At 70.0% G+C, this 18,368-nt stretch carries 17 protein-coding genes; 14 read left to right on the forward strand and 3 right to left on the reverse strand.

Going from position 1 to position 18,368, the window contains the following annotated elements; genetic code table 11:
- Positions 1 to 114: 114 nt before the first annotated feature.
- From ABZ656_RS47130 to ABZ656_RS47170, 9 genes are all read left to right on the forward strand, one after another.
- On the forward strand, positions 115 to 759 hold the full coding sequence (locus ABZ656_RS47130) for an HAD family hydrolase (RefSeq protein WP_101399940.1): 645 nt from the start codon (positions 115 to 117) through the stop codon (positions 757 to 759).
- 133 nt (positions 760 to 892) lie between these two features.
- Entirely contained in the window at positions 893 to 1,615 is a 723-nt protein-coding gene (locus ABZ656_RS47135) for a VC0807 family protein (RefSeq protein ID WP_360277314.1), read from the forward strand.
- Between the two features lie 60 nt (positions 1,616 to 1,675).
- Complete coding sequence (locus ABZ656_RS47140) at positions 1,676 to 2,956, forward strand: MFS transporter (protein WP_360277317.1); 1,281 nt, start codon at positions 1,676 to 1,678, stop codon at positions 2,954 to 2,956.
- Positions 2,907 to 4,079, forward strand: coding sequence for an acetoin utilization protein AcuC (locus ABZ656_RS47145; RefSeq protein WP_101399942.1), 1,173 nt, complete (start codon positions 2,907 to 2,909; stop codon positions 4,077 to 4,079). The genes ABZ656_RS47140 and ABZ656_RS47145 overlap by 50 nt, the downstream gene beginning before the upstream one ends.
- A gap of 376 nt (positions 4,080 to 4,455) precedes the next feature.
- Positions 4,456 to 5,271 (forward strand): phosphatase, encoded by an 816-nt coding sequence (locus ABZ656_RS47150; RefSeq protein WP_101403648.1) that lies wholly within the window; start codon positions 4,456 to 4,458, stop codon positions 5,269 to 5,271.
- A 129-nt stretch (positions 5,272 to 5,400) separates the two neighbouring features.
- Entirely contained in the window at positions 5,401 to 5,613 is a 213-nt protein-coding gene (locus ABZ656_RS47155; protein ID WP_004984898.1) for a helix-turn-helix domain-containing protein, read from the forward strand.
- A 165-nt stretch (positions 5,614 to 5,778) separates the two neighbouring features.
- A complete protein-coding gene (locus tag ABZ656_RS47160) occupies positions 5,779 to 5,877 on the forward strand; it encodes an AURKAIP1/COX24 domain-containing protein (protein WP_003948845.1) in 99 nt (32 codons plus the stop codon).
- Between the two features lie 405 nt (positions 5,878 to 6,282).
- Positions 6,283 to 7,344 (forward strand): NAD-dependent epimerase/dehydratase family protein, encoded by a 1,062-nt coding sequence (locus tag ABZ656_RS47165; RefSeq protein ID WP_101399943.1) that lies wholly within the window; start codon positions 6,283 to 6,285, stop codon positions 7,342 to 7,344.
- 14 nt (positions 7,345 to 7,358) lie between these two features.
- Entirely contained in the window at positions 7,359 to 8,441 is a 1,083-nt protein-coding gene (locus ABZ656_RS47170) for a lysophospholipid acyltransferase family protein (protein WP_360277320.1), read from the forward strand.
- A gap of 98 nt (positions 8,442 to 8,539) precedes the next feature.
- Here ABZ656_RS47170 and ABZ656_RS47175 read toward each other — a convergent pair whose 3' ends face one another.
- The 3 genes from ABZ656_RS47175 to ABZ656_RS47185 form a co-directional block, all read right to left on the reverse strand.
- Complete coding sequence (locus tag ABZ656_RS47175) at positions 8,540 to 9,763, reverse strand: DUF5667 domain-containing protein (protein WP_101399945.1); 1,224 nt, start codon at positions 9,761 to 9,763, stop codon at positions 8,540 to 8,542.
- A gap of 272 nt (positions 9,764 to 10,035) precedes the next feature.
- Complete coding sequence (locus ABZ656_RS47180) at positions 10,036 to 10,815, reverse strand: ECF subfamily RNA polymerase sigma factor, BldN family (RefSeq protein ID WP_054230018.1); 780 nt, start codon at positions 10,813 to 10,815, stop codon at positions 10,036 to 10,038.
- 489 nt (positions 10,816 to 11,304) lie between these two features.
- A complete protein-coding gene (locus ABZ656_RS47185) occupies positions 11,305 to 12,255 on the reverse strand; it encodes an HAD-IB family hydrolase (RefSeq protein ID WP_360277325.1) in 951 nt (316 codons plus the stop codon).
- 128 nt (positions 12,256 to 12,383) lie between these two features.
- Between ABZ656_RS47185 and ABZ656_RS47190 the strand changes: the two genes are divergently transcribed.
- The 5 genes from ABZ656_RS47190 (at position 12,384) to ABZ656_RS47210 (ending at position 18,313) form a co-directional block, all read left to right on the forward strand.
- Positions 12,384 to 12,683 (forward strand): glutaredoxin family protein, encoded by a 300-nt coding sequence (locus ABZ656_RS47190; protein WP_075033738.1) that lies wholly within the window; start codon positions 12,384 to 12,386, stop codon positions 12,681 to 12,683.
- Positions 12,684 to 13,045: 362 nt separating this feature from the next.
- A complete protein-coding gene (locus ABZ656_RS47195; protein ID WP_054228018.1) occupies positions 13,046 to 13,810 on the forward strand; it encodes a redox-sensing transcriptional repressor Rex in 765 nt (254 codons plus the stop codon).
- A complete protein-coding gene (locus ABZ656_RS47200) occupies positions 13,807 to 15,576 on the forward strand; it encodes a glutamyl-tRNA reductase (RefSeq protein WP_101399948.1) in 1,770 nt (589 codons plus the stop codon). The genes ABZ656_RS47195 and ABZ656_RS47200 overlap by 4 nt, the downstream gene beginning before the upstream one ends.
- Positions 15,573 to 16,595 carry a hydroxymethylbilane synthase gene (gene hemC, locus ABZ656_RS47205; RefSeq protein ID WP_360277330.1) on the forward strand — a complete coding sequence of 341 codons (1,023 nt, stop codon included), beginning with the start codon at positions 15,573 to 15,575 and terminating at the stop codon, positions 16,593 to 16,595. The genes ABZ656_RS47200 and hemC overlap by 4 nt, the downstream gene beginning before the upstream one ends.
- Positions 16,592 to 18,313 (forward strand): bifunctional uroporphyrinogen-III C-methyltransferase/uroporphyrinogen-III synthase, encoded by a 1,722-nt coding sequence (locus tag ABZ656_RS47210; protein WP_101399950.1) that lies wholly within the window; start codon positions 16,592 to 16,594, stop codon positions 18,311 to 18,313. The genes hemC and ABZ656_RS47210 overlap by 4 nt, the downstream gene beginning before the upstream one ends.
- Positions 18,314 to 18,368 lie beyond the last annotated feature (55 nt).

The following is an 18,368-nucleotide window of genomic DNA, read 5'->3' on the forward strand; positions in this document are numbered from 1 at the left end:
TGCAGGGGGGACCCTGTGGGAGAGTAGGACGCCGCCGAACAAATTTTAGGGAGAACCCCCGTACCGGGAAATCGGTACGGGGGTTTTCTGCGTTCAGGGGCCTAGGGTTTTGTCATGCGCTATGACTTGGTGATCTTCGACAACGACGGCGTCCTCGTGGACAGTGAGCCGATCTCCAACACGATCCTGGCCGCCTATCTGACCGAACTCGGGCACCCGACCTCGTACGAGGAGTCCATCCGGGACTACATGGGGTCCGCCATGCACCGCATCCACGAGCTCGTCCAGGAGCGGAGCGGGCAGCGGCTGCCGGAGGAGTTCGACGACGTCTTTCACGGGCGGGTGTTCGCCGCCTTCGAACGGGAACTGCAACCCGTTCCCGGTGTCGTGCAGCTGCTGGAGAAGCTGGCCGCGGACGAGGTCCCCTACTGCGTGGCCTCCTCCGGGAGCCATGAGCGGATCCGGGTGGGGCATCGGAAGACCGGGCTCGACCGGTGGTTCGACGAGGGGCGTGTCTTCAGCTCGCAGGACGTGGGGCGGGGCAAGCCGGCACCCGATCTGTTTCTCCACGCGGCCGAGCGGATGGGCGTGGCGCCGCACCGGTGTGTCGTCGTCGAGGACAGTCCGCTCGGGGTGCGGGCGGCGAACGCCGCCGGGATGGACGTGTACGGGTTCACCGCCATGACACCGGCGGCCAAGCTCACCGGTGCCACTCAACTCTTCTCGGAGCTGGGCGAGTTGGCTGACCTGCTCGTATGACGGCACCCACCGCCCGGCACTGACATTTGTCACGCCCAGCTCCGGACGATCGTTTCTGTTGGCGAGTGGGGTCCGACCGCGAAGCTGAGTACATCGAACGGGACGTACAAAGCGACGACGGAGGGACCCGATCATGAGCATCACGGCCATCGAGACCAGCACTGGAGCGACCACTGTCGAGGCACCGGCCGCCACGAGCGCCGATGTCGCCGCCAGGCCCAGCTTCCTGCCGCTGATCCTCGACGTGGCGGTGCCCGTCGGGTCGTACTACCTCCTCAAGAACGGGTTCGGCATGAGCACCATGGCGGCCCTCGGCTGGAGCAGCGTGGTGCCGGCGGTGCGGACCGTGTGGAGCGCGGTGAAGGAGCGCAAGGCCAACGCCCTGGCCGGCCTGATTCTCTTCGTCAACGTCGTCGGGCTGGCCCTCAGCCTCGTCGCCGGTGACCCGCGGCTGATGCTGGCGAAGGACAGTGGGGTCAGCAGCGCGATCGGCATCGGCATCCTGGTGTCCGTGAAGCTCGGCAGGCCGATGATGACGGCGGGCATGAAGCCGTTCCTCATCAAGGGCGACGCGGCCAAGAACGCCGCGTGGGACCGGCTGGCGGCCGGCTCCCCGGGGTTCCGGAAGGCCGAGCGGACCTTCTCCCTGGTCTGGGGCGTGGCGCTGCTCGGGGAGTGCGTCGCGCGGGTCGTGGGCGCGTACACCCTGCCGGTCGACACGATGGTCTGGCTGGGCACGGTCGTGATGATCGGGGCGATCGCGCTGGCCATCCTGGTTGCTGGGCGGCTGGCGGTCGTTCCGATGGAGAAGATGCTGGAGAACGAGGTCGCCGGGACCATCCAGCCGAAGAGTTGAGCAAAATTCACCTTCGGCTGGATCTACCCACCGGTAAGCCGGGGCCCTACGCTCGCCGCCATGACAGATGTGCTGCGGCGCGGTAGGGCCTCTTTGGCGTTCAGCTTCTTTGCTCAGGGCGCCGCCTTTGCCCTGCTCGTGACGCGCATTCCGGCCATCCAGGACCGGTACGGCGTCTCCGACGCGTTGCTGCCCGCGTTCCTGGCCGCCGTGCCGATCCTCGCCGGGGTCGGCAGCGTGACGACCGAGCAGCTGGTGAGGCGAATACGGCCCAGTCGGCTGCTGCGCTGGTCCCAGCCCGTTGTGCTCCTGGCGCTGCTGGGGGTCGGGTCGGGGGACCGGCTGGTCGAACTGGCGGTCGCGCTCGGCGCGTTCGGGCTCGCGGTCGGCGCGCTCGACGCCTCCATGAACATGCTCGGGGTGAGCCTCCAGCGGACGTACGGGCGCAGCATCATGCTCGGCTTCCACGCCACGTACAGCCTGGGTGGGATCGTGGGCGCCTCGCTCGCGTGGGTCGGGGCGCACTGGCATCTCTCGCTGTTCGTGTCCTATCTGCCGGTGGTGCTCGTGCTGCTGCCGGCGGCGTTCGTGGGAAGCCGGTGGTACGTCGACGGGGGCGCCGCCTCTGTTCCTGAGGCCGATGCCGAAGCCGATGCCGAAGCCGATGCCGATGCCGATGCCGAGGTCGCTGCCGAGGTCGGGAAGGGGCAGGGGCAGAGTGGGGCCCTGGTCTTCAGGCTGTTGTTGCCGCTGTGTCTGGTGATGACGTTCGCGTACATCGGGGACTCGACGGTTTCAAACTGGAGTGCGAAGTATCTGCAGGACGTGCTGGGCAGTTCGGAGCAGTTGGCGACCGTTCCGTACAACGTCTACATGGTGATGACGCTGGTGGGACGGGCCGTCGGGGACTTCGGGGTGCGGCGGTTCGGGGCGGTGGCCGTCGTACGGCTGGGGGCGGTCGTGGCGGCGCTGGGGTTCGCGGTGGTGGCGGTGGCGCCGGGGGCGTGGGTCGGGATGCTCGGGTTCACGTTGCTGGGGCTGGGGTTGTGTGTGCTGGTGCCGCAGACGTTCGCGGCGGCCGGACGGCTGTTTCCGGGGGCTTCGGATGCGGCCGTCGCGCGGCTGAACATCTTCAATTACGTCGGGTTCTTGATCGGTTCGCCGCTGGTGGGGGCGTTGGGCGACGCCTGGAACTACCGGGGCGCCATGCTTGTACCGATGGTGTTGGTCCTGGCGACCTTGGGGTACGCCCGCTCGTTCGCGCCCGAACCGGACCGATACGGTGACGGACATGAGCGGCCGCGCACAGCTGATGTGGGACGAGGCAGTAACGGGCTATGACTTCGGCCCGGACCATCCGATGGATCCGGTCCGGCTGGCGCTGACCCGGCGACTGGTCGATGCCTTCGGGCTCGACCGGGAGGTGGATGTCGTCGCGGCGAAGCCGGCCGGGGAGTCGACGCTGAGGCTCGTGCATCGTGAGGACTATGTCGAGGCGGTCAAGGCCGCGTCGGCGGATCCGGGGGCCGCGGATGCCTCGTACGGGCTCGGGACCATGGACGATCCCGCCTTCGCGGGAATGCACGAGGTGTCGGCGCTGATCGCCGGGCAGTCGGTCGGGGCGGCGGAGGCGGTGTGGCACGGGGACGCGCTGCACGCGGTGAACTTCGCGGGTGGGCTGCACCATGCGATGCCGGGTGGGGCGTCCGGGTTCTGTATCTACAACGACGCCTCGCTCGCGATCGCGCGGCTGCTGGAGCTGGGGGCCGAGCGGATCGCCTACGTGGATGTCGATGTGCATCACGGGGACGGGGTGCAGGCGGCGTTCTGGGAGGACCCCCGGGTTCTGACGATCTCGCTGCACGAGCATCCGCGGACACTGTTCCCGCAGACCGGGTGGCCGGAGGAGACGGGGGCCTCCTCGGCGGAGGGCTCCGCCGTCAACGTCGCGCTGCCGGCCGGGACCGGGGACGCGGGGTGGTTGCGGGCGTTCCACTCCGTGGTGCCCGAGCTCGTCGCCGAGTTTCGGCCGCAGGTGCTTGTCACCCAGCACGGTGCCGACACCCACTTCGAGGATCCGCTCGCTCATCTCGCCGTCTCGCTCGACGCGCAGCGGGCCGTGCAGGTCGCCTGTCACGACCTGGCGCACGAGTACGCCGACGGGCGGTGGGTCGCGTTGGGTGGGGGCGGGTACGCGGTCGTGGACGTCGTACCGCGGTCGTGGACGCATCTGGTCGCCGTCGCGGCGGGGCGGGCCATCGCCCCCGAGACGGTGATTCCCGAGAGCTGGCGGCAGGAGGTCTTCGCTCGTACGCGGCAGTTGGCGCCCGTGCGGATGACGGACGGGCGGTGGCCCGTGTCCTGGAAGGGCTGGGAGTCCGGGTACGACCCGGCGGACCGCCTCGACCAGGCGATCGTCGCGACGCGCCGTGCGGTGTTCCCCCTACGCGGCCTCCTCCCCTAATACCCACCAGCCCCCACCACCCCATCCCCGCCCCCTGAGCCCCCGTCCCCTCGGCGGGGCTGCGCCCCGGGGGCTGTGCCCCCCCGACCCCCGGCAGGGCTGTGCCCCGGCACCCGGGCGGGCTTCGCTCCGGACCCCCGGCGGGGCTGCGCCCCGGACCCCAGGCGGGCTGCGCCCCGGACCCCAGGCGGGCTGCGCCCCGGACCCCAGACGGGACTCCGCCGGCCCCCTCGGCGGGACTCGGCCGGCCCCCTGCGGGGCTCCGTCCCGGACCCCCGGCGGGAGCAGCCGGGGGCAGAGCGTGTATTACGCCAAGTGTGGGGTGTTTTCAGGAAATTCGGGGTTAAGAGGGTTCATGTGCGTCAGCATCGCTGTCGTGTTGAGCACCGGAGCATTACGTGCGCACCTGCTGGCGGCCCGGTTGGCCGGGCCGGTTGCGACCTCGCGTGAGGAGAGTCTGCGGAGCTATCGGCTCTTCGCGGCCCGCGATCCCCGTGTGCTGCTCGGGCTCGATCCCGAGTGGACGTGGGAGCAGCGGGATCTGATCGAGTTGATGGCCGACAAGTGTGGAGTTTCGGCGGATCCGATGCACACGAGTGGGCATGATGTGATCGACCCCGAGCGGACTTTGGTCGCGCTCGATTCCTTCGCGGCGCGACTCGGAACGGCGGCCCGGAAGCGCGAGGCGGTACTCCTCGGGACCGGTCATCCGCACCGTCTGCTCGGTTTCTACGCCGCCCTTGCGGACGCCCTGTCGGCGGCGGGATGTACCGTCCTCACCCCCGCGCAGGGTAGCTCTGTCGACATAACGACCCGGTTCGGTCTACGCACGTACAACCTTGACTACGTACAAGGTGTCGCGCTGGTACGCGAACCCGGCGGGCAAGCCCCCGGTGGTGCGACCGGCGCACATACCCACTCACCGCTGCCGGTTCGGACCGTTCTGGCGGCTGCCGCGGAGGGCGGCGGGCCGCTCCCGGAACTCGTCATCGGGGACCACGGCTGGGTCTGCGGAGCAGGTCAGCTGGGGTTCGAGGCCATGGGGCTGGCCGATACGGACGATCCTGCGCTCTTCGTCGGAGAGGCAGAGGGGCGGGTGTCCGTCGTCGTTCCGCTTGATGACGCTGTGCGGTCTGATTACTACCGACCGCTTACTCGCTATGTACTCAATCGAGCGTGTCTGTCACAGTAGGCGGCCGATGCCATCCCCTCTTCCCCACTCGCATCACCCGCCCCTACATTGGGGAGTGAGCACGCAACGACGAAGAGTCACCGGAAGGGGAAGCCGGTGGCCGTCGAGTGCGGAAGGTTCAGGTGTGTCATGGCTGCAGCTGGCGAGAGGCCTCTGAACGAGGTTCAGTTCCTTACCGTGGCGGAAGTCGCCTCGGTGATGCGAGTGTCGAAGATGACCGTGTACCGCTTGGTGCACAGCGGTCATCTGCCGGCGATCCGGGTGGGGAGGTCCTTCCGGGTGCCGGAGCAAGCGGTTCACGAGTACCTCCGCGAGAGCTATGTGGGGGTGGAGACAGCCTGACGGATGCTTCGAGGGGTTCCCGAGAGGCCCTTGTGGCCGCCTCGGGAATCCACTCGGATCCCCTCGATTACGACCTCGGCGCTCGGACGGGTAGGCTGGCCCCTCATAGGTCGTGTGGGCCCATGCAGCCCAGCACCGAGTAAAGAGAAGTGAGCGAGGGTAGTCGTGGGCTCTGTTATCAAGAAGCGGCGCAAGCGGATGGCCAAGAAGAAGCACCGCAAGCTGCTCAAGCGCACTCGCGTTCAGCGTCGCAACAAGAAGTAGGGCCGTGCCCCGCATCGCCGGGGCTCGTCCTTGCGCTTGTGCGAGCGCTGCGAACGGCGCGCTCTGTGGCCCCCCACCGGCCGGTGGGGGGCCACAGCCGTTTCCGGCCGGTGTCAGGGTCCTCGGCTTCCGCCGTCGCGTCGGCTTTCGCCCAGAGCGGGTACTTTCCGTGGGGAGCGGGCGCGCGTCTCCTGCGCGAGGGCCCCGGAGGGCGATGCTGTGCATACGACCACGGTGCCGTGTGGCTTGGTCTGATCGTATGTCCGTGGCTGTCGTCACTTCGTGCATCGGGTGGTCATCACAGCGCAACATCAACCCGCTAGGTTGGCGGCACACGGGGAACACGGCAGGGTACGAGCAGAGCTACGTCCGCTCATGTCCAGAACGGGAAGAGAGGCGCTGATCTTGGGGAAGGTCGTGCTCGTCACCGGAGTGGCCCGTCAGCTGGGAGGCCGGTTCGTACGACGGATCCAGCGTGATCCCCAGGTGGACCGGGTGATCGCCGTGGACGCGGTGCTGCCCGACCACCATCTGGGCGAGGCCGAGTTCGTCCAGGCCGACATCCGCCAGCCCACGATCGCCCGCGTGCTCGCCGAGCACTCCGTCGACACGGTCGTCCACATGGACGTGACGGGCATCGCGCTGGGCGGCGGCAGCCGGACGACGGTCAAGGAGACCAACGTCATCGGCACCATGCAGCTGCTGGGCGCCTGCCAGAAGTCCCCGTCGGTCAAGCGGCTCGTCGTGAAGTCCAGTACGAACGTCTACGGGTCCGCGCCGCGAGATCCGGCCGTGTTCACCGAGACCACCCCGCCCAAGTCGCTGCCCAGCGGCGGCTTCGCGAAGGACACGGTGGAGGTCGAGGGGTATGTGCGTGGCTTCGCGCGGCGGCGGCCCGACGTCGCCGTGTGTGTGCTGCGGTTCGCGAACATCCTCGGGCCGAGCGCCGACTCGCCGCTCGCCTCGTACTTCGCGCTGCCGGTGCTCCCGACCGTCTTCGGCTACGACCCGCGGTTGCAGTTCGTGCACGAGGACGACGTGATCGAGGTACTGCGGATCGCCTCGCACGATCCACAGCGCGGCACCCTCAACAGCGGCACCTTCAACATCGCCGGAGACGGCGTCCTGTTGCTCTCGCAGTGCGCTCGACGCCTGGGGCGCCCCACGGTGCCCCTGCTGCTGCCGGCGCTCAGCTGGGCGGGCACGGTGGTGCGTACCCTGGGCGTGACGGACTTCTCGCCGGAGCAGCTGCGGCTGCTCACCCACGGCAGGGTCGTGTCGACGAACCAGATGCGCGAGACGCTGGGCTACAAACCGAGATACTCGACCGCGGAGACCTTCGCGGACTTCGCACGCAGCCGGGGGCCCGGACTCCTGCCCCCCGAGGCCCTCGCGGGGGCCGTCGACCGGATCGCCGCGCTGCGTTACGTGGGCGGCGGCAACCCCCCGACACTGAGCGCCAACTGAGGAGCGCATCGACGATGGCGGACGCCAAGGTCATTCCGTTCGACGACGACCGGTCGCGCGGGGGTGCTGTGCAGCGCCCGCCGCGGCGGCGGGCCGCGGGGAGCCGGCGCAAGGGCGATCCCGTGGTGGTACGTGAGGTCCAGCCCCTGCCCGGCCGGACCTTCCCGCAGGATGATGTTCCTGTGACGCGTGAGGAACAGCCGCCTCAGCCGTCGACGCCGAAGAACGCGCCGTCGACGTCACAGGCGCGGGAGGGTGGCGGGCTGGAACGGCGCGTCGCCGGTGGTCTCGCCTTCCTGCGCCGGCGCCTCACCGGTGACTACGAGATCGATGACTTCGGGTACGACCAGGAGCTCACCGAGCACGTCCTGATGTCCCTGATCCGGCCGCTGTACGAGAAGTACTTCCGGGTCGAGGTGAAGGGCATCGAGAACATCCCGACCGACGGCGGCGCGCTGATCGTCGCCAACCACTCGGGCACCCTCCCGCTGGACGGCCTGATGATGCAGGTCGCCGTCCACGACAACCACCCCGAGAGCCGCCATCTGCGCCTTCTCGCGGCGGACCTGGTCTTCATGCTGCCGGTGGTCAACGAGCTGGCCCGCAAGGCCGGTCACACCCTCGCCTGCGCCGAGGACGCCGAACGGCTTCTGGAGCGCGGCGAGCTGGTCGGTGTGATGCCGGAGGGCTTCAAGGGCATCGGCAAGCCGTTCGGCGAGCGCTACAAGCTCCAGCGCTTCGGCCGGGGCGGGTTCGTGTCGACGGCCCTGCGGCAGGGCGCCCCGATCATTCCGTGCTCGATCGTCGGCGCGGAGGAGATCTACCCGATGATCGGCAACGCGAAGACGCTGGCGCGGCTGCTGGGTTTCCCGTACTTCCCGATCACGCCGACCTTCCCGTGGCTGGGTCCGCTGGGCGCCGTCCCGCTCCCCACGAAGTGGACGATCCAGTTCGGCGAGCCGATTCCCACGGACGGCTATCCGCCGGAGGCCGCCGAGGACCCGATGCTGATGTTCAACCTGACGGACCAGGTCAGGGAGCAGATCCAGCACACGCTGTACAAGCTGTTGGTGCAGCGCCGGTCGGTGTTCTTCTGACGTACGTTCCGCCGGCGACGGACGTACGAGGCTGCTGACGGACATACGAGGCTGGGGGCGCCCTTCCTGAGAAGGGCGCCCCCAGCCTCGTACCGGAGTTACTTGCTGTCCTCGCCGTCGATGCCCAGGCCCGGCAGGAGACCGGGCAGCAGCGGGGGCAGGGTGACGTCCGGCGCGCCACTCGTCGGGCTGGACTTGCCGGCCGACGGGGACGAGCTGGTGGTGTCCTTGGGCGGGTCCAGGAGGCCGCCCGTGGTGCCGCCGAGCAGGCCCTCGCCGGTACTGCTGGAGCTGGACGGCTTCGGCTTGCCGCTGCTGTGGCTGCCGCTGGTGGAGCCGCTGCTGGCGCTGGGCGCCGGACGGTCCGTACCGGACGACGAGCCCGGGGCGTCCGAACTGGCACCCCGGTGACGGCCTGTGCCCTCCCTCGCCGGGGCGCCCGGGAGCAGCGGGTCGACCTCTTCGTCTATGGCGGCGAACACCGACGAGACCTGCTGACTGACGTCACCGAGCTGGACGGGCAGCCGGTCGCGCAGCGCGCCCCAGGCCTCGCGGTGCGACTGGGCGAAGGCGGACAGGGCCTGGATGGGGCCCAGTGAACCGTCCCGCTCGTACGCCTCGTACAGCAGGCGGTGGCCCTCGGAGGCGTCGTGCTGCATGCCCGACAGGGCGCGGCGGATCTCGCCCAGGGATTCGTGGTCGAGGTGGCCCGAGCGGCCTCGCTCCATCAGCCGGCGTGCCTCGCTCAGGCGTGTGGACGCCTGGTCGAGATAGAGCTCGCCGCGGTCGCTGTCGCCGTGGGCCAGGCCGAGTTTGATGTCCTCCATGCCTCGTTTGAGCCCGTAGAGCGAGTCACCGGGCAGGGCGTCGGAGCTGGCGGCTGCCACGCCGCCGAAGGCTCCCGCGGCCACACCCACGGTGAGCCCGCCCGCGGCCAGGCCCTTGGACAAACGCGAACGCGGTCGCAGCTTCCCCAGTCCGGTCGCCCGGTGTGCGCCCCGTGCCCGGTGCGAGCGCTGCTCGGGCACGGAACGGTCCGGGCCTTCGCCCCCCGCGGCGGTGCCTTCCAGCAGCATGGCCTCCATCGCTGCCACGAGCTGTGCTCGCTGCACGACCTTGACCTCGGGGTCCAGCTCCGGTTTGGGCAGCTCGCCGAGACCGGTGGCGAGGGCCAACAGGAGGCCCTGCTCGGTCTGTTCCGATGCAGCCTGGGACGGTGCCGATCCATCGGGCTGCTCGGCCGCCGTGCCCTGGTCGGACTGCTCCTCCAGGGCCTGGGCGAAGGCGTTCGCCCGCCGGTGTGCCGATACGTTCGCGATCACTGGCGGCACCTCCTCTCGTCAAGACGGTCGACTCCCCAGGGGGTCCTGAGGGTTGCACGCCCCGAGCGCATCCACACGATCGAGTGATCGGCGATGGCCGGGTCGTGACCACAGGGAGCCTGTATCCCGCACAACGAGCGTCGCGGCACTTGGGTTACGGACGACGGATGACCGGACCGCGAAGTCAACGGACTTTCACGGAAGGTGAGTTGAGTGTCGCAGAGCGTGTGGGATCACTATGGCGTTCGTACGGACCGGCGTTCGTACGGGTATCAGCGGGCGTCGTCCGGGAGGAGCCGCGCCAGGGTGCGGACGGCTCGATACTGGAGGGTCTTGATGGCGCCCTCGTTCTTGCCCATCACCCGTGCGGTCTCGGCGACCGAGAGCCCTTGCAGGAAACGCAGGGTGACGCACTCCTGCTGCTGGGGGTTGAGCCGTCGTACGGCGTCGAGCAGGGCCGCGTTCGACAGTGACTCCAGGACGGAGTCCTCGGGGCTTCGCTCGACCTCGTTCGCGTCGAGCATTTCGCCGGTGGTCACTTCGAGTCGGAATCGGCTCGATTTGAAGTGGTCCGCGACCAGGTTGCGGGCGATGGTGACCAGCCAGGCGCCGAAGTCGCGGCCCTGCCAGGTGAACGTCCCGATGCGGCGCAGGGCGCGCAGGAACGTCTCACTGGTGAGGTCCTCGGCGGTCGCCTTGCCGCCGACGCGGTAGTAGATGTAGCGGTACACGGTGTCGCTGTACTGGTCGTAGAGGCGGCCGAAGGCGTCGGCCTCGCCGGCCTGGGCGCGCTCGACCAGATCCATCATCCGGGCGCTGTCGCTGTCTGCGGCCGGGCGGCGTGCGGTGGGCGTGGCGGCCGAGCCCGAGCGGCCTCGTCTGCCGACCGCCGCGCTGCCCTCGGCCAGGGCGTAGCAAGGGCCGAGGGGCGCGGGGACGGCGGCGAGGGCGGGGACGGCGTACGCGGTGGGGACGAAGCCGCGCAAACGGTCCAGGACCGTTGCGCGCAGCGTAGCCAGGCCCGAGGCGTCAACCCCGACGTGTGAGTACACGGGACTCCCAGAGGCAGAGCTTCCATCACGTGCAGTGCGGGACCGTTCACCCGTCGTAGCGACGGAGGGGTACCGGTTTGCGTCTGAGGAGAATAACGCTTCGTACAGGCAGCGCTACACCGAGTTGCTCAAATCATCGATTACGTCGCTTCTGTAACCGATTCACGCCTGATCAAGTGCCGGACAGTGACCGATTGTTGATCGGATGGGTTCGGGTTCCGTCTGGGTGCGGGGCGTGTTGTGGCCGTGTGGGGGTGGGGTGACTGGGCGGGGGGCCGCGGGGGTAGAACAGGGGATTGGCCGACTCCCGGCGGGATTCTTGGGGGCTGCGCCCCAGCCCCCGGCCCCCGTCGGCCTGAACGGCCTCGTCCTCATACGCCGGACGGGTTGGAGGCCTTTGGGGGCGCGGGGAACTGTGCGACCACCCCCACCGGCCGGCAGCCGAACAACTGCAGACGGCCGGGGGATCCGGGGCGTAGCCCCGGAGGGTCAGCGGCGGCGGCGGTGGAGGGCGATGGCGGCTGCTGTGCCGCCGGCCACGGCGCCGACGCCGGCCGCGGCGGGGATGCCGACCTTCGCGGCCTTGCGGGCCGTGCGGTAGTCGCGCAGACGCCACTCGAACGTACGAGCGTGCTTGCGGAGTTTCGTGTCCGGGTTGATCGCGTAGGGGTGGCCGACCAGGGACAGCATGGGGATGTCGTTGTGGGAGTCGCTGTAGGCGGCGCAGCGGGAGAGGTCCAGGCCCTCGGCGGCGGCCAGCGCGCGGACCGCCTCCGCCTTCGCCGGCCCGTGCAGGGGCTCGCCCACCAGCTTGCCCGTGTAGACGCCGTCCACCGACTCCGCGACCGTGCCCAGCGCACCAGTGAGGCCCAGCCTGCGGGCGATCACCGTGGCGATCTCGACGGGGGCCGCCGTGACCAGCCAGACCTTCTGGCCCGCGTCCAGGTGGGCCTGGGCGAGGGCGCGCGTACCGGGCCAGATGCGTTCGGCCATGTACTCGTCGTAGATCTCCTCGCCGATCGACATCAGCTCCGCGACCCGGTGGCCCTTGACGATCGAGAGTGCCGAGTCACGGGCGTCCTGCATGTGTTCCGGGTCCTCGACTCCGGCCAGCCTGAACCACGCCTGCTGCCAGGCGAATCGGGCGAGGTCGCGGGTCTCGAAGAACTTCCGTTTGTACAGACCCCGGCCGAAGTGGAAGAGGGCGGCGCCTTGCATCACGGTGTTGTCGAGGTCGAAGAAGGCCGCGGCCTTCTCGTCGCCGAGGACCGGGAACTCCGGTTCCTGGTCGGGCGCGTCGGCGTGGGGCGCGGCGTCGTGGGCTAGTTCCTCCAGTTCCTGGGAGGACTTGCGCGCTGCCTCCGCCGAGGCCTCGCCTGCCAACACGCTCCGCGCGGTGGCGGAGCGCCTACGGGGAGTGAGCCATCCGAGAGCGGCCATGTCGTGAGCATAGCCAGTTTGTTCGGAGCTTCCGGAGTCGAGAGGATGCGAGGCTGTGAACTCTCCGCGACCGAGCCGTTAAAGAAGTCGTCCGACCGGCACATCCTGGCCGCGCGGGTGGCGCGAGAATGACCCGTATGAGTTCCATGTTCCGGCGCGGTGGGCGCCGTACGACGCAGAAGGCACCCTCGGAGCGGCTGGTCACGCTCATCAGGAAACCTGGTTGTCATCTGTGTGATGACGCACAAGAAGTGGTGGAGAAGGTGTGTGGGGATCTCGGGGTCCCCTGGGAGCACAAGGACATCACCGAGGATGAAGAGCTGCACCGTGCCTACTGGGAGCAGATCCCTGTGGTGCTGGTGGACGGGGCGCAGCACACCTTCTGGCGCGTGGACGAGGCGCGGCTGCGCAAAGCCCTCGCTCCGTAGCGGCGCCTCGTGGCGCGGTGTGGCGTGGTGTTCCGTCCGGATTGTGCCGTGATCGGGTCCGGTCCCCGTCCTGACCGGTGAGTCCAACGGGTCCGGAAAGTCGCCTAGGATCGACGGCGATTGGTCTCGGGGGCGGGATTCGTTGAGGAGAGTGTACGGTTTTGCCCCCTTCAGGAGCGGAACGAAGTTGTGCGCGCACCGGTTCCATACGGGTGCGCCAGGAGTGCGTGACCCCCGTCACGTTGCCCGGGCAAATCGGACACCATCTTTGTGCACGCGTTCACAAAGACATAGCCTGCATTCGACGGGGCGGTCTAGGTACGTGTGACCGCCTGCAGCCCCGCGCTACCCGCAGGAGCACCGTGGCAACTGGCCGAACTCACCGACCGGCGACCCGCAGCCGAGGGATTCCCGAGGCCACCGTCGCCCGGCTTCCGCTGTACCTCCGAGCCCTCACCGCACTGTCGGAGCGCTCGGTACCCACGGTCTCCTCCGAGGAGCTCGCGGCCGCGGCGGGGGTCAATTCCGCGAAGCTGCGCAAGGACTTCTCCTACCTCGGCTCCTACGGGACGCGTGGTGTGGGGTACGACGTCGAGTATCTCGTGTACCAGATCTCCCGTGAGCTGGGCCTGACCCAGGACTGGCCGGTAGTGATCGTCGGTATCGGTAACCTCGGCGCCGCGCTGGCCAACTACGGCGGGTTCGCCTCCCGTGGTTTCCGGGTCGCCGCGCTGATCGACGCCGATCCGGAGATGGCCGGAAAGCAGGTCGCCGGGATCGCCGTGCAGCACAGCGACGGCCTCGAGAAGATCATCGACGAGAACGGCGTCTCCATCGGCGTCATCACCACCCCGCCGGGCGTGGCCCAGCAGGTCTGCGACCGCCTGGTCGCGGCCGGAGTCACCTCCATCCTCAACTTCGCGCCGACCGTCCTGTCCGTCCCGGACGGCGTCGACGTGCGCAAGGTCGATCTCTCCATCGAGCTGCAGATCCTCGCCTTCCACGAGCAGCGCAAGGCCGGCGAGGAGGCCGAGGCCCAGGCCGGTGCCGCCGCCGTGGCCCAGGCCGCCCAGGAGGACAACGGCAAAGGTCCTGACGGGGACGTCCCCGCCGTGATGCCGGCATGAGTCTCCTCGTCGTCGGGCTGAGCCACCGCAGCGCCCCGGTCAGTGTCCTGGAGCGGGCCACGCTGAACGCGGACGCCCAGATCAAGCTGCTCCAGGACACGGTCGCCGCCGAACCGGCCACCGAGGCCACGCTGCTCGCCACCTGCAACCGCATCGAGCTGTACGCCGACGTCGACAAGTTCCACGCGGGCGTCGCCGAGCTGTCCACGCTGCTCGCCCAGCACAGCGGGGTCGGCCTCGACGAGCTCACCCCCCACCTCTACGTGCACTACGAGGACCGGGCCGTCCACCACCTCTTCTCGGTGGCCTGCGGGCTCGACTCGATGGTCGTGGGCGAGGGCCAGATCCTCGGCCAGATCAAGGACGCGCTCGCCACCGCCCAGGAGCTGCACTCCGCGGGCCGGCTGCTGAACGACCTGTTCCAGCAGTCGCTGCGGGTCGGCAAGCGCGCGCACTCCGAGACCGGCATCGACCGCGCCGGGCAGTCCCTCGTCACCTTCGGCCTCCAGCAGCTGTCGGCCGGCACCGCCGTCGACGCCTGGGCCAAGGGCAAGAAGGCCCTCGTCATCGGCGCGGGCTCGATGTCCTCGCTGGCCGCGGCGACGCTCGCGCGCGCCGGAGTCTCCGAGATCGTCATCGCCAACCGCACCCCGGACCGCTCGGAGCGGCTCGCCCAGATCCTCAACGAGAACGAGGGCGGCGACACGGACGTGCTGGCCCGCGCGGTACCGATGGATTCGGTGCCGCTCGAGCTGACACGTGCCGACGTCGCCATCTCCTGCACCGGCGCCACCGGGCTCGTCCTGACGGCCGAGACGGTCGCGGCGGCCATGGAGGGACGTACGGGAGAGTCCGTGGTCACGGCCGAGTCCGCGGCGAAGCCCCTCGTGCGAGGTGCCGGCTCCGCTCGTACGGCGTCGCCCGCGGCCGTGGGCGACCAGACGCAGCTCGCTCCCACCAGCGTCGGCACCGACGACGACTGCCCGCTCGACCTGTCCGCAGTGCAGGGCACGGCCGGCTTCTCCGTACTCGGCGAGGCCGCCGTCGCCGGAATGGCCGCCGCCGAGCTGGAGCAGCACGCGGCCTGGGTGGACAAGGGCGATGTCGCGGCCCGTGCCCCGCGCGGGGCGGCCGTACTCGACCCGGAGGCCGACGCCGACGCCATCGCCGCGCTCGTGCTGGCCGTCGCCACCGTCGGCCGGGTGCCCGAGCGCCGCAGGCCCGAGCCGGTCGCCGAGGCCCCCCGGCCCGCGCCCGTGCTCTCGCTGCTGGACCTCGCCATGCCCCGTGACATCGACGCGGCCGTGCACCGGCTGCTCGGCGTGCGGCTCGTCGACATCGAGTCGCTGGCCGAGGCGTCCGCGGACGCGCCGATGGCGGCGGACGTGGACCAGGTGCGGAGGATCGTTTCCGACGAGGTGGCCGCCTTCAGCGCCGCCCAGCGGGCCGCCCACATCACCCCCACCGTCGTGGCGCTGCGCACCATGGCCGCCGACCTCGTCGCGAGCGAGATCGCGCGGCTCGACGGGCGGCTGCCGGACCTCGACGACAAGGAGCGGGGCGAGATCACGCAGACCGTGCGGCGCGTCGTCGACAAGCTGCTGCACGCGCCGACCGTACGGGTCAAGCAACTCGCCGCCGAACCCGGCGGCGCCGGGTACGCGGACGCGCTGCGAACCCTGTTCGACCTGGACCCCGAGACGGTCGCCTCCGTCTCGCGGGCCGAGAACAACAACGAGAACGCCAAGAACCGAGGGCGAGCATGAGTGAGCCACGTGAGCCACGTGCGCCGCAGGGGCAGGCTGGAGCGCCCCAAGGGCGACCAGATGAGAAGGCGGCACTGAGGCTGGGGACCAGGCGCAGCAAGCTCGCCATGGCCCAGTCCGGGCTGGTGGCGCAGGCCGTGAGCCAGGTGACCGGCAGGCCCGTCGAGCTCGTGGAGATCACGACGTACGGCGACACCTCCCGTGAGCACCTCGCCCAGATCGGCGGTACGGGCGTCTTCGTCACCGCGCTGCGCGAGGCGTTGCTGCTCGGCGAGATCGACTTCGCCGTGCACTCTCTGAAGGACCTGCCGACCGGGCAGCCCGACGAGTTCGTGCTGGCCGCCGTGCCGCTGCGCGAGGACCCGCGCGACGTGCTCGTCGCCCGCGACGGGCTGCGCTTCGAGGAGCTTCCGGACGGCGCGCGCGTCGGTACCGGTTCGCCGCGCCGGATGGCCCAGCTGAACGCGTACGCCCGCAACCACGGGATGACGATCGAGACGGTCGCGATCCGTGGGAACGTCGACACGCGGATCGGATACGTACGCAGCGGGGAGCTCGACGCCGTCGTGCTCGCCGCCGCCGGCCTCGGCCGCCTGGGGCGGATAGAGGACGTGACGGACTTCCTGTCCGTCGACACCGTTTTGCCCGCCCCCGGCCAGGGGGCCCTGGCGATCGAGTGTGCCGCGGACAACGCGGATCTCGTCGCCGCGCTCGGCGAACTCGACGACCCGTTCACCCGGGCCGCCGTGACCGCCGAGCGGTCCCTGCTCGCCGCCCTGGAGGCCGGCTGCAGCGCACCCGTGGGTGCTCTCGCCGACCTTCTGGCCGACGGGCAGATTGTCAAGGAGATGCGCCTGCGCGGCGTCGTCGGCACGACCGACGGCACGACGCTGGTGCAGCTGTCCACCACCGGTCCCGTGCCCGAGACACATGACCAAGCAATGGCGCTCGGCCGTGAACTCGCCGCCGAGATGCTTGCCAAGGGCGCGGCCGGTCTGATGGGGGAGCGAGCACATTGAGCCCCACCACCCTTCCCGCCGGTCCCGAAAACGGGCACGTCACCTTCCTCGGTGCCGGACCCGGAGATCCGGGACTACTGACACTGCGCGCCGTCGAGGCGCTGGCGAACGCGGATGTTCTCGTCGCCGAGTACGAGGTACTCGACATGGTCCGCGTCCATGCCAGACAAGGCGTCGCCGTACTGAGTACGAATACGGACGGGGGGACGCCTTTGGGCACGTCTTCCAGTGCGTATCCGGGCACAGGCACGCCTCAACTAGCGGTTGTTGACGCCGTGTCAACGTCCGCTGGTGACCCCGCGTTGAGGGACGCTGCCAATCTTGTCATGGAGGCCGCGCGGGGCGGCAAGCGGGTCGTGCGTGCGGTGTCCGGTGACCCCGGGCTCGACACGTACGCCGCCGAGGAGATGCTGGCCTGCGCCGCCGCGGGCGTGCCGTTCGAGGTCGTGCCGGGTGTCGCAGCGGCCGTGGGCGTGCCCGCGTACGCCGGTGTGCCGCTGCGCGACGCGCAGGGCGCCGATGTGCGGTTCGTCGACGCGCGTACGGCCTCCGACCGGTGCTGGACCGAGGTCGGGGCGTCGGACGGGACGGTCGTCGTCTCGTCGACGCTGGACTCCGTGGCCGCCGCCGCGGGCGAGCTGGTCGCGGCCGGTCGCAAGCCGGACACGCCGATGACGGTGACGATCGCCGGTACGACGACGCGTCAGCGGACCTGGTCGGCCACGCTCGGGACGATCGCCCAGACCCTGAAGCAGGCGAAGGTGCTGCCGTCCCCGGACGGTGGGCGCCCGGTGATAGCCGTGGTCGGTGAGCGCTCCGCCGCGGCTCAGCGCGAGCAGCTCTCGTGGTTCGAGTCCAAGCCGCTGTTCGGCTGGAAGGTGCTTGTACCGCGGACGAAGGAGCAGGCGGTCTCGCTCTCCGACCAACTGCGGTCCTACGGCGCTGTGCCGCACGAGGTGCCGACGATCGCCGTCGAGCCGCCGCGGACGCCGCAGCAGATGGAACGCGCGGTCAAGGGCCTGGTGACGGGCCGCTACGAGTGGATCGCCTTCACCTCCGTGAACGCGGTCAAGGCCGTGCGGGAGAAGTTCGAGGAGTACGGGCTCGACGCGCGGGCCTTCGCCGGGATCAAGGTCGCGGCGGTGGGCGAGCAGACGGCGAAGGCGCTGGTTGCCTTCGGCGTGAAGCCGGATCTGGTGCCGAGCGGTGAGCAGTCGGCCGCGGGGCTTCTGGAGGACTGGCCGCCGTACGACCCGGTGTTCGACCCGATCGACCGGGTGTTCCTGCCGCGGGCCGACATCGCCACCGAGACGCTGGTCGCGGGGCTCATCGACCTGGGCTGGGAGGTCGACGACGTCACGGCCTACCGGACGGTGCGGGCCTCGCCGCCGCCGGCGGAGACGCGGGAGGCGATCAAGGGGGGCGGTTTCGACGCCGTGCTCTTCACGTCGTCCTCGACCGTACGCAATCTCGTGGGCATCGCGGGCAAGCCGCACAACGTGACGGTGATCGCCTGTATCGGTCCGGCCACCGCCAAGACGGCGGAGGAGCACGGGCTGCGGGTCGATGTCATGGCTCCGGAGCCGTCGGTGCACAAGCTGGCCGAGGCGTTGGCGGACTTCGGTCTCCGGCGCCGGGCCGCTGCCGCGGAGGCGGGGGATCCGGTTACTCGGCCGAGTGAGCGTCGGCCGGGGGCGCGGAGGCGTCGCACGACGTAGGGGTGTGCGGGGGCGGGGCGGCCGGGGCGGACCAAGGGTTTTCCGCCCCCCCCGC

Source organism: Streptomyces sp. NPDC007095 (genome assembly GCF_040634475.1).
Classification (GTDB): domain Bacteria; phylum Actinomycetota; class Actinomycetes; order Streptomycetales; family Streptomycetaceae; genus Streptomyces.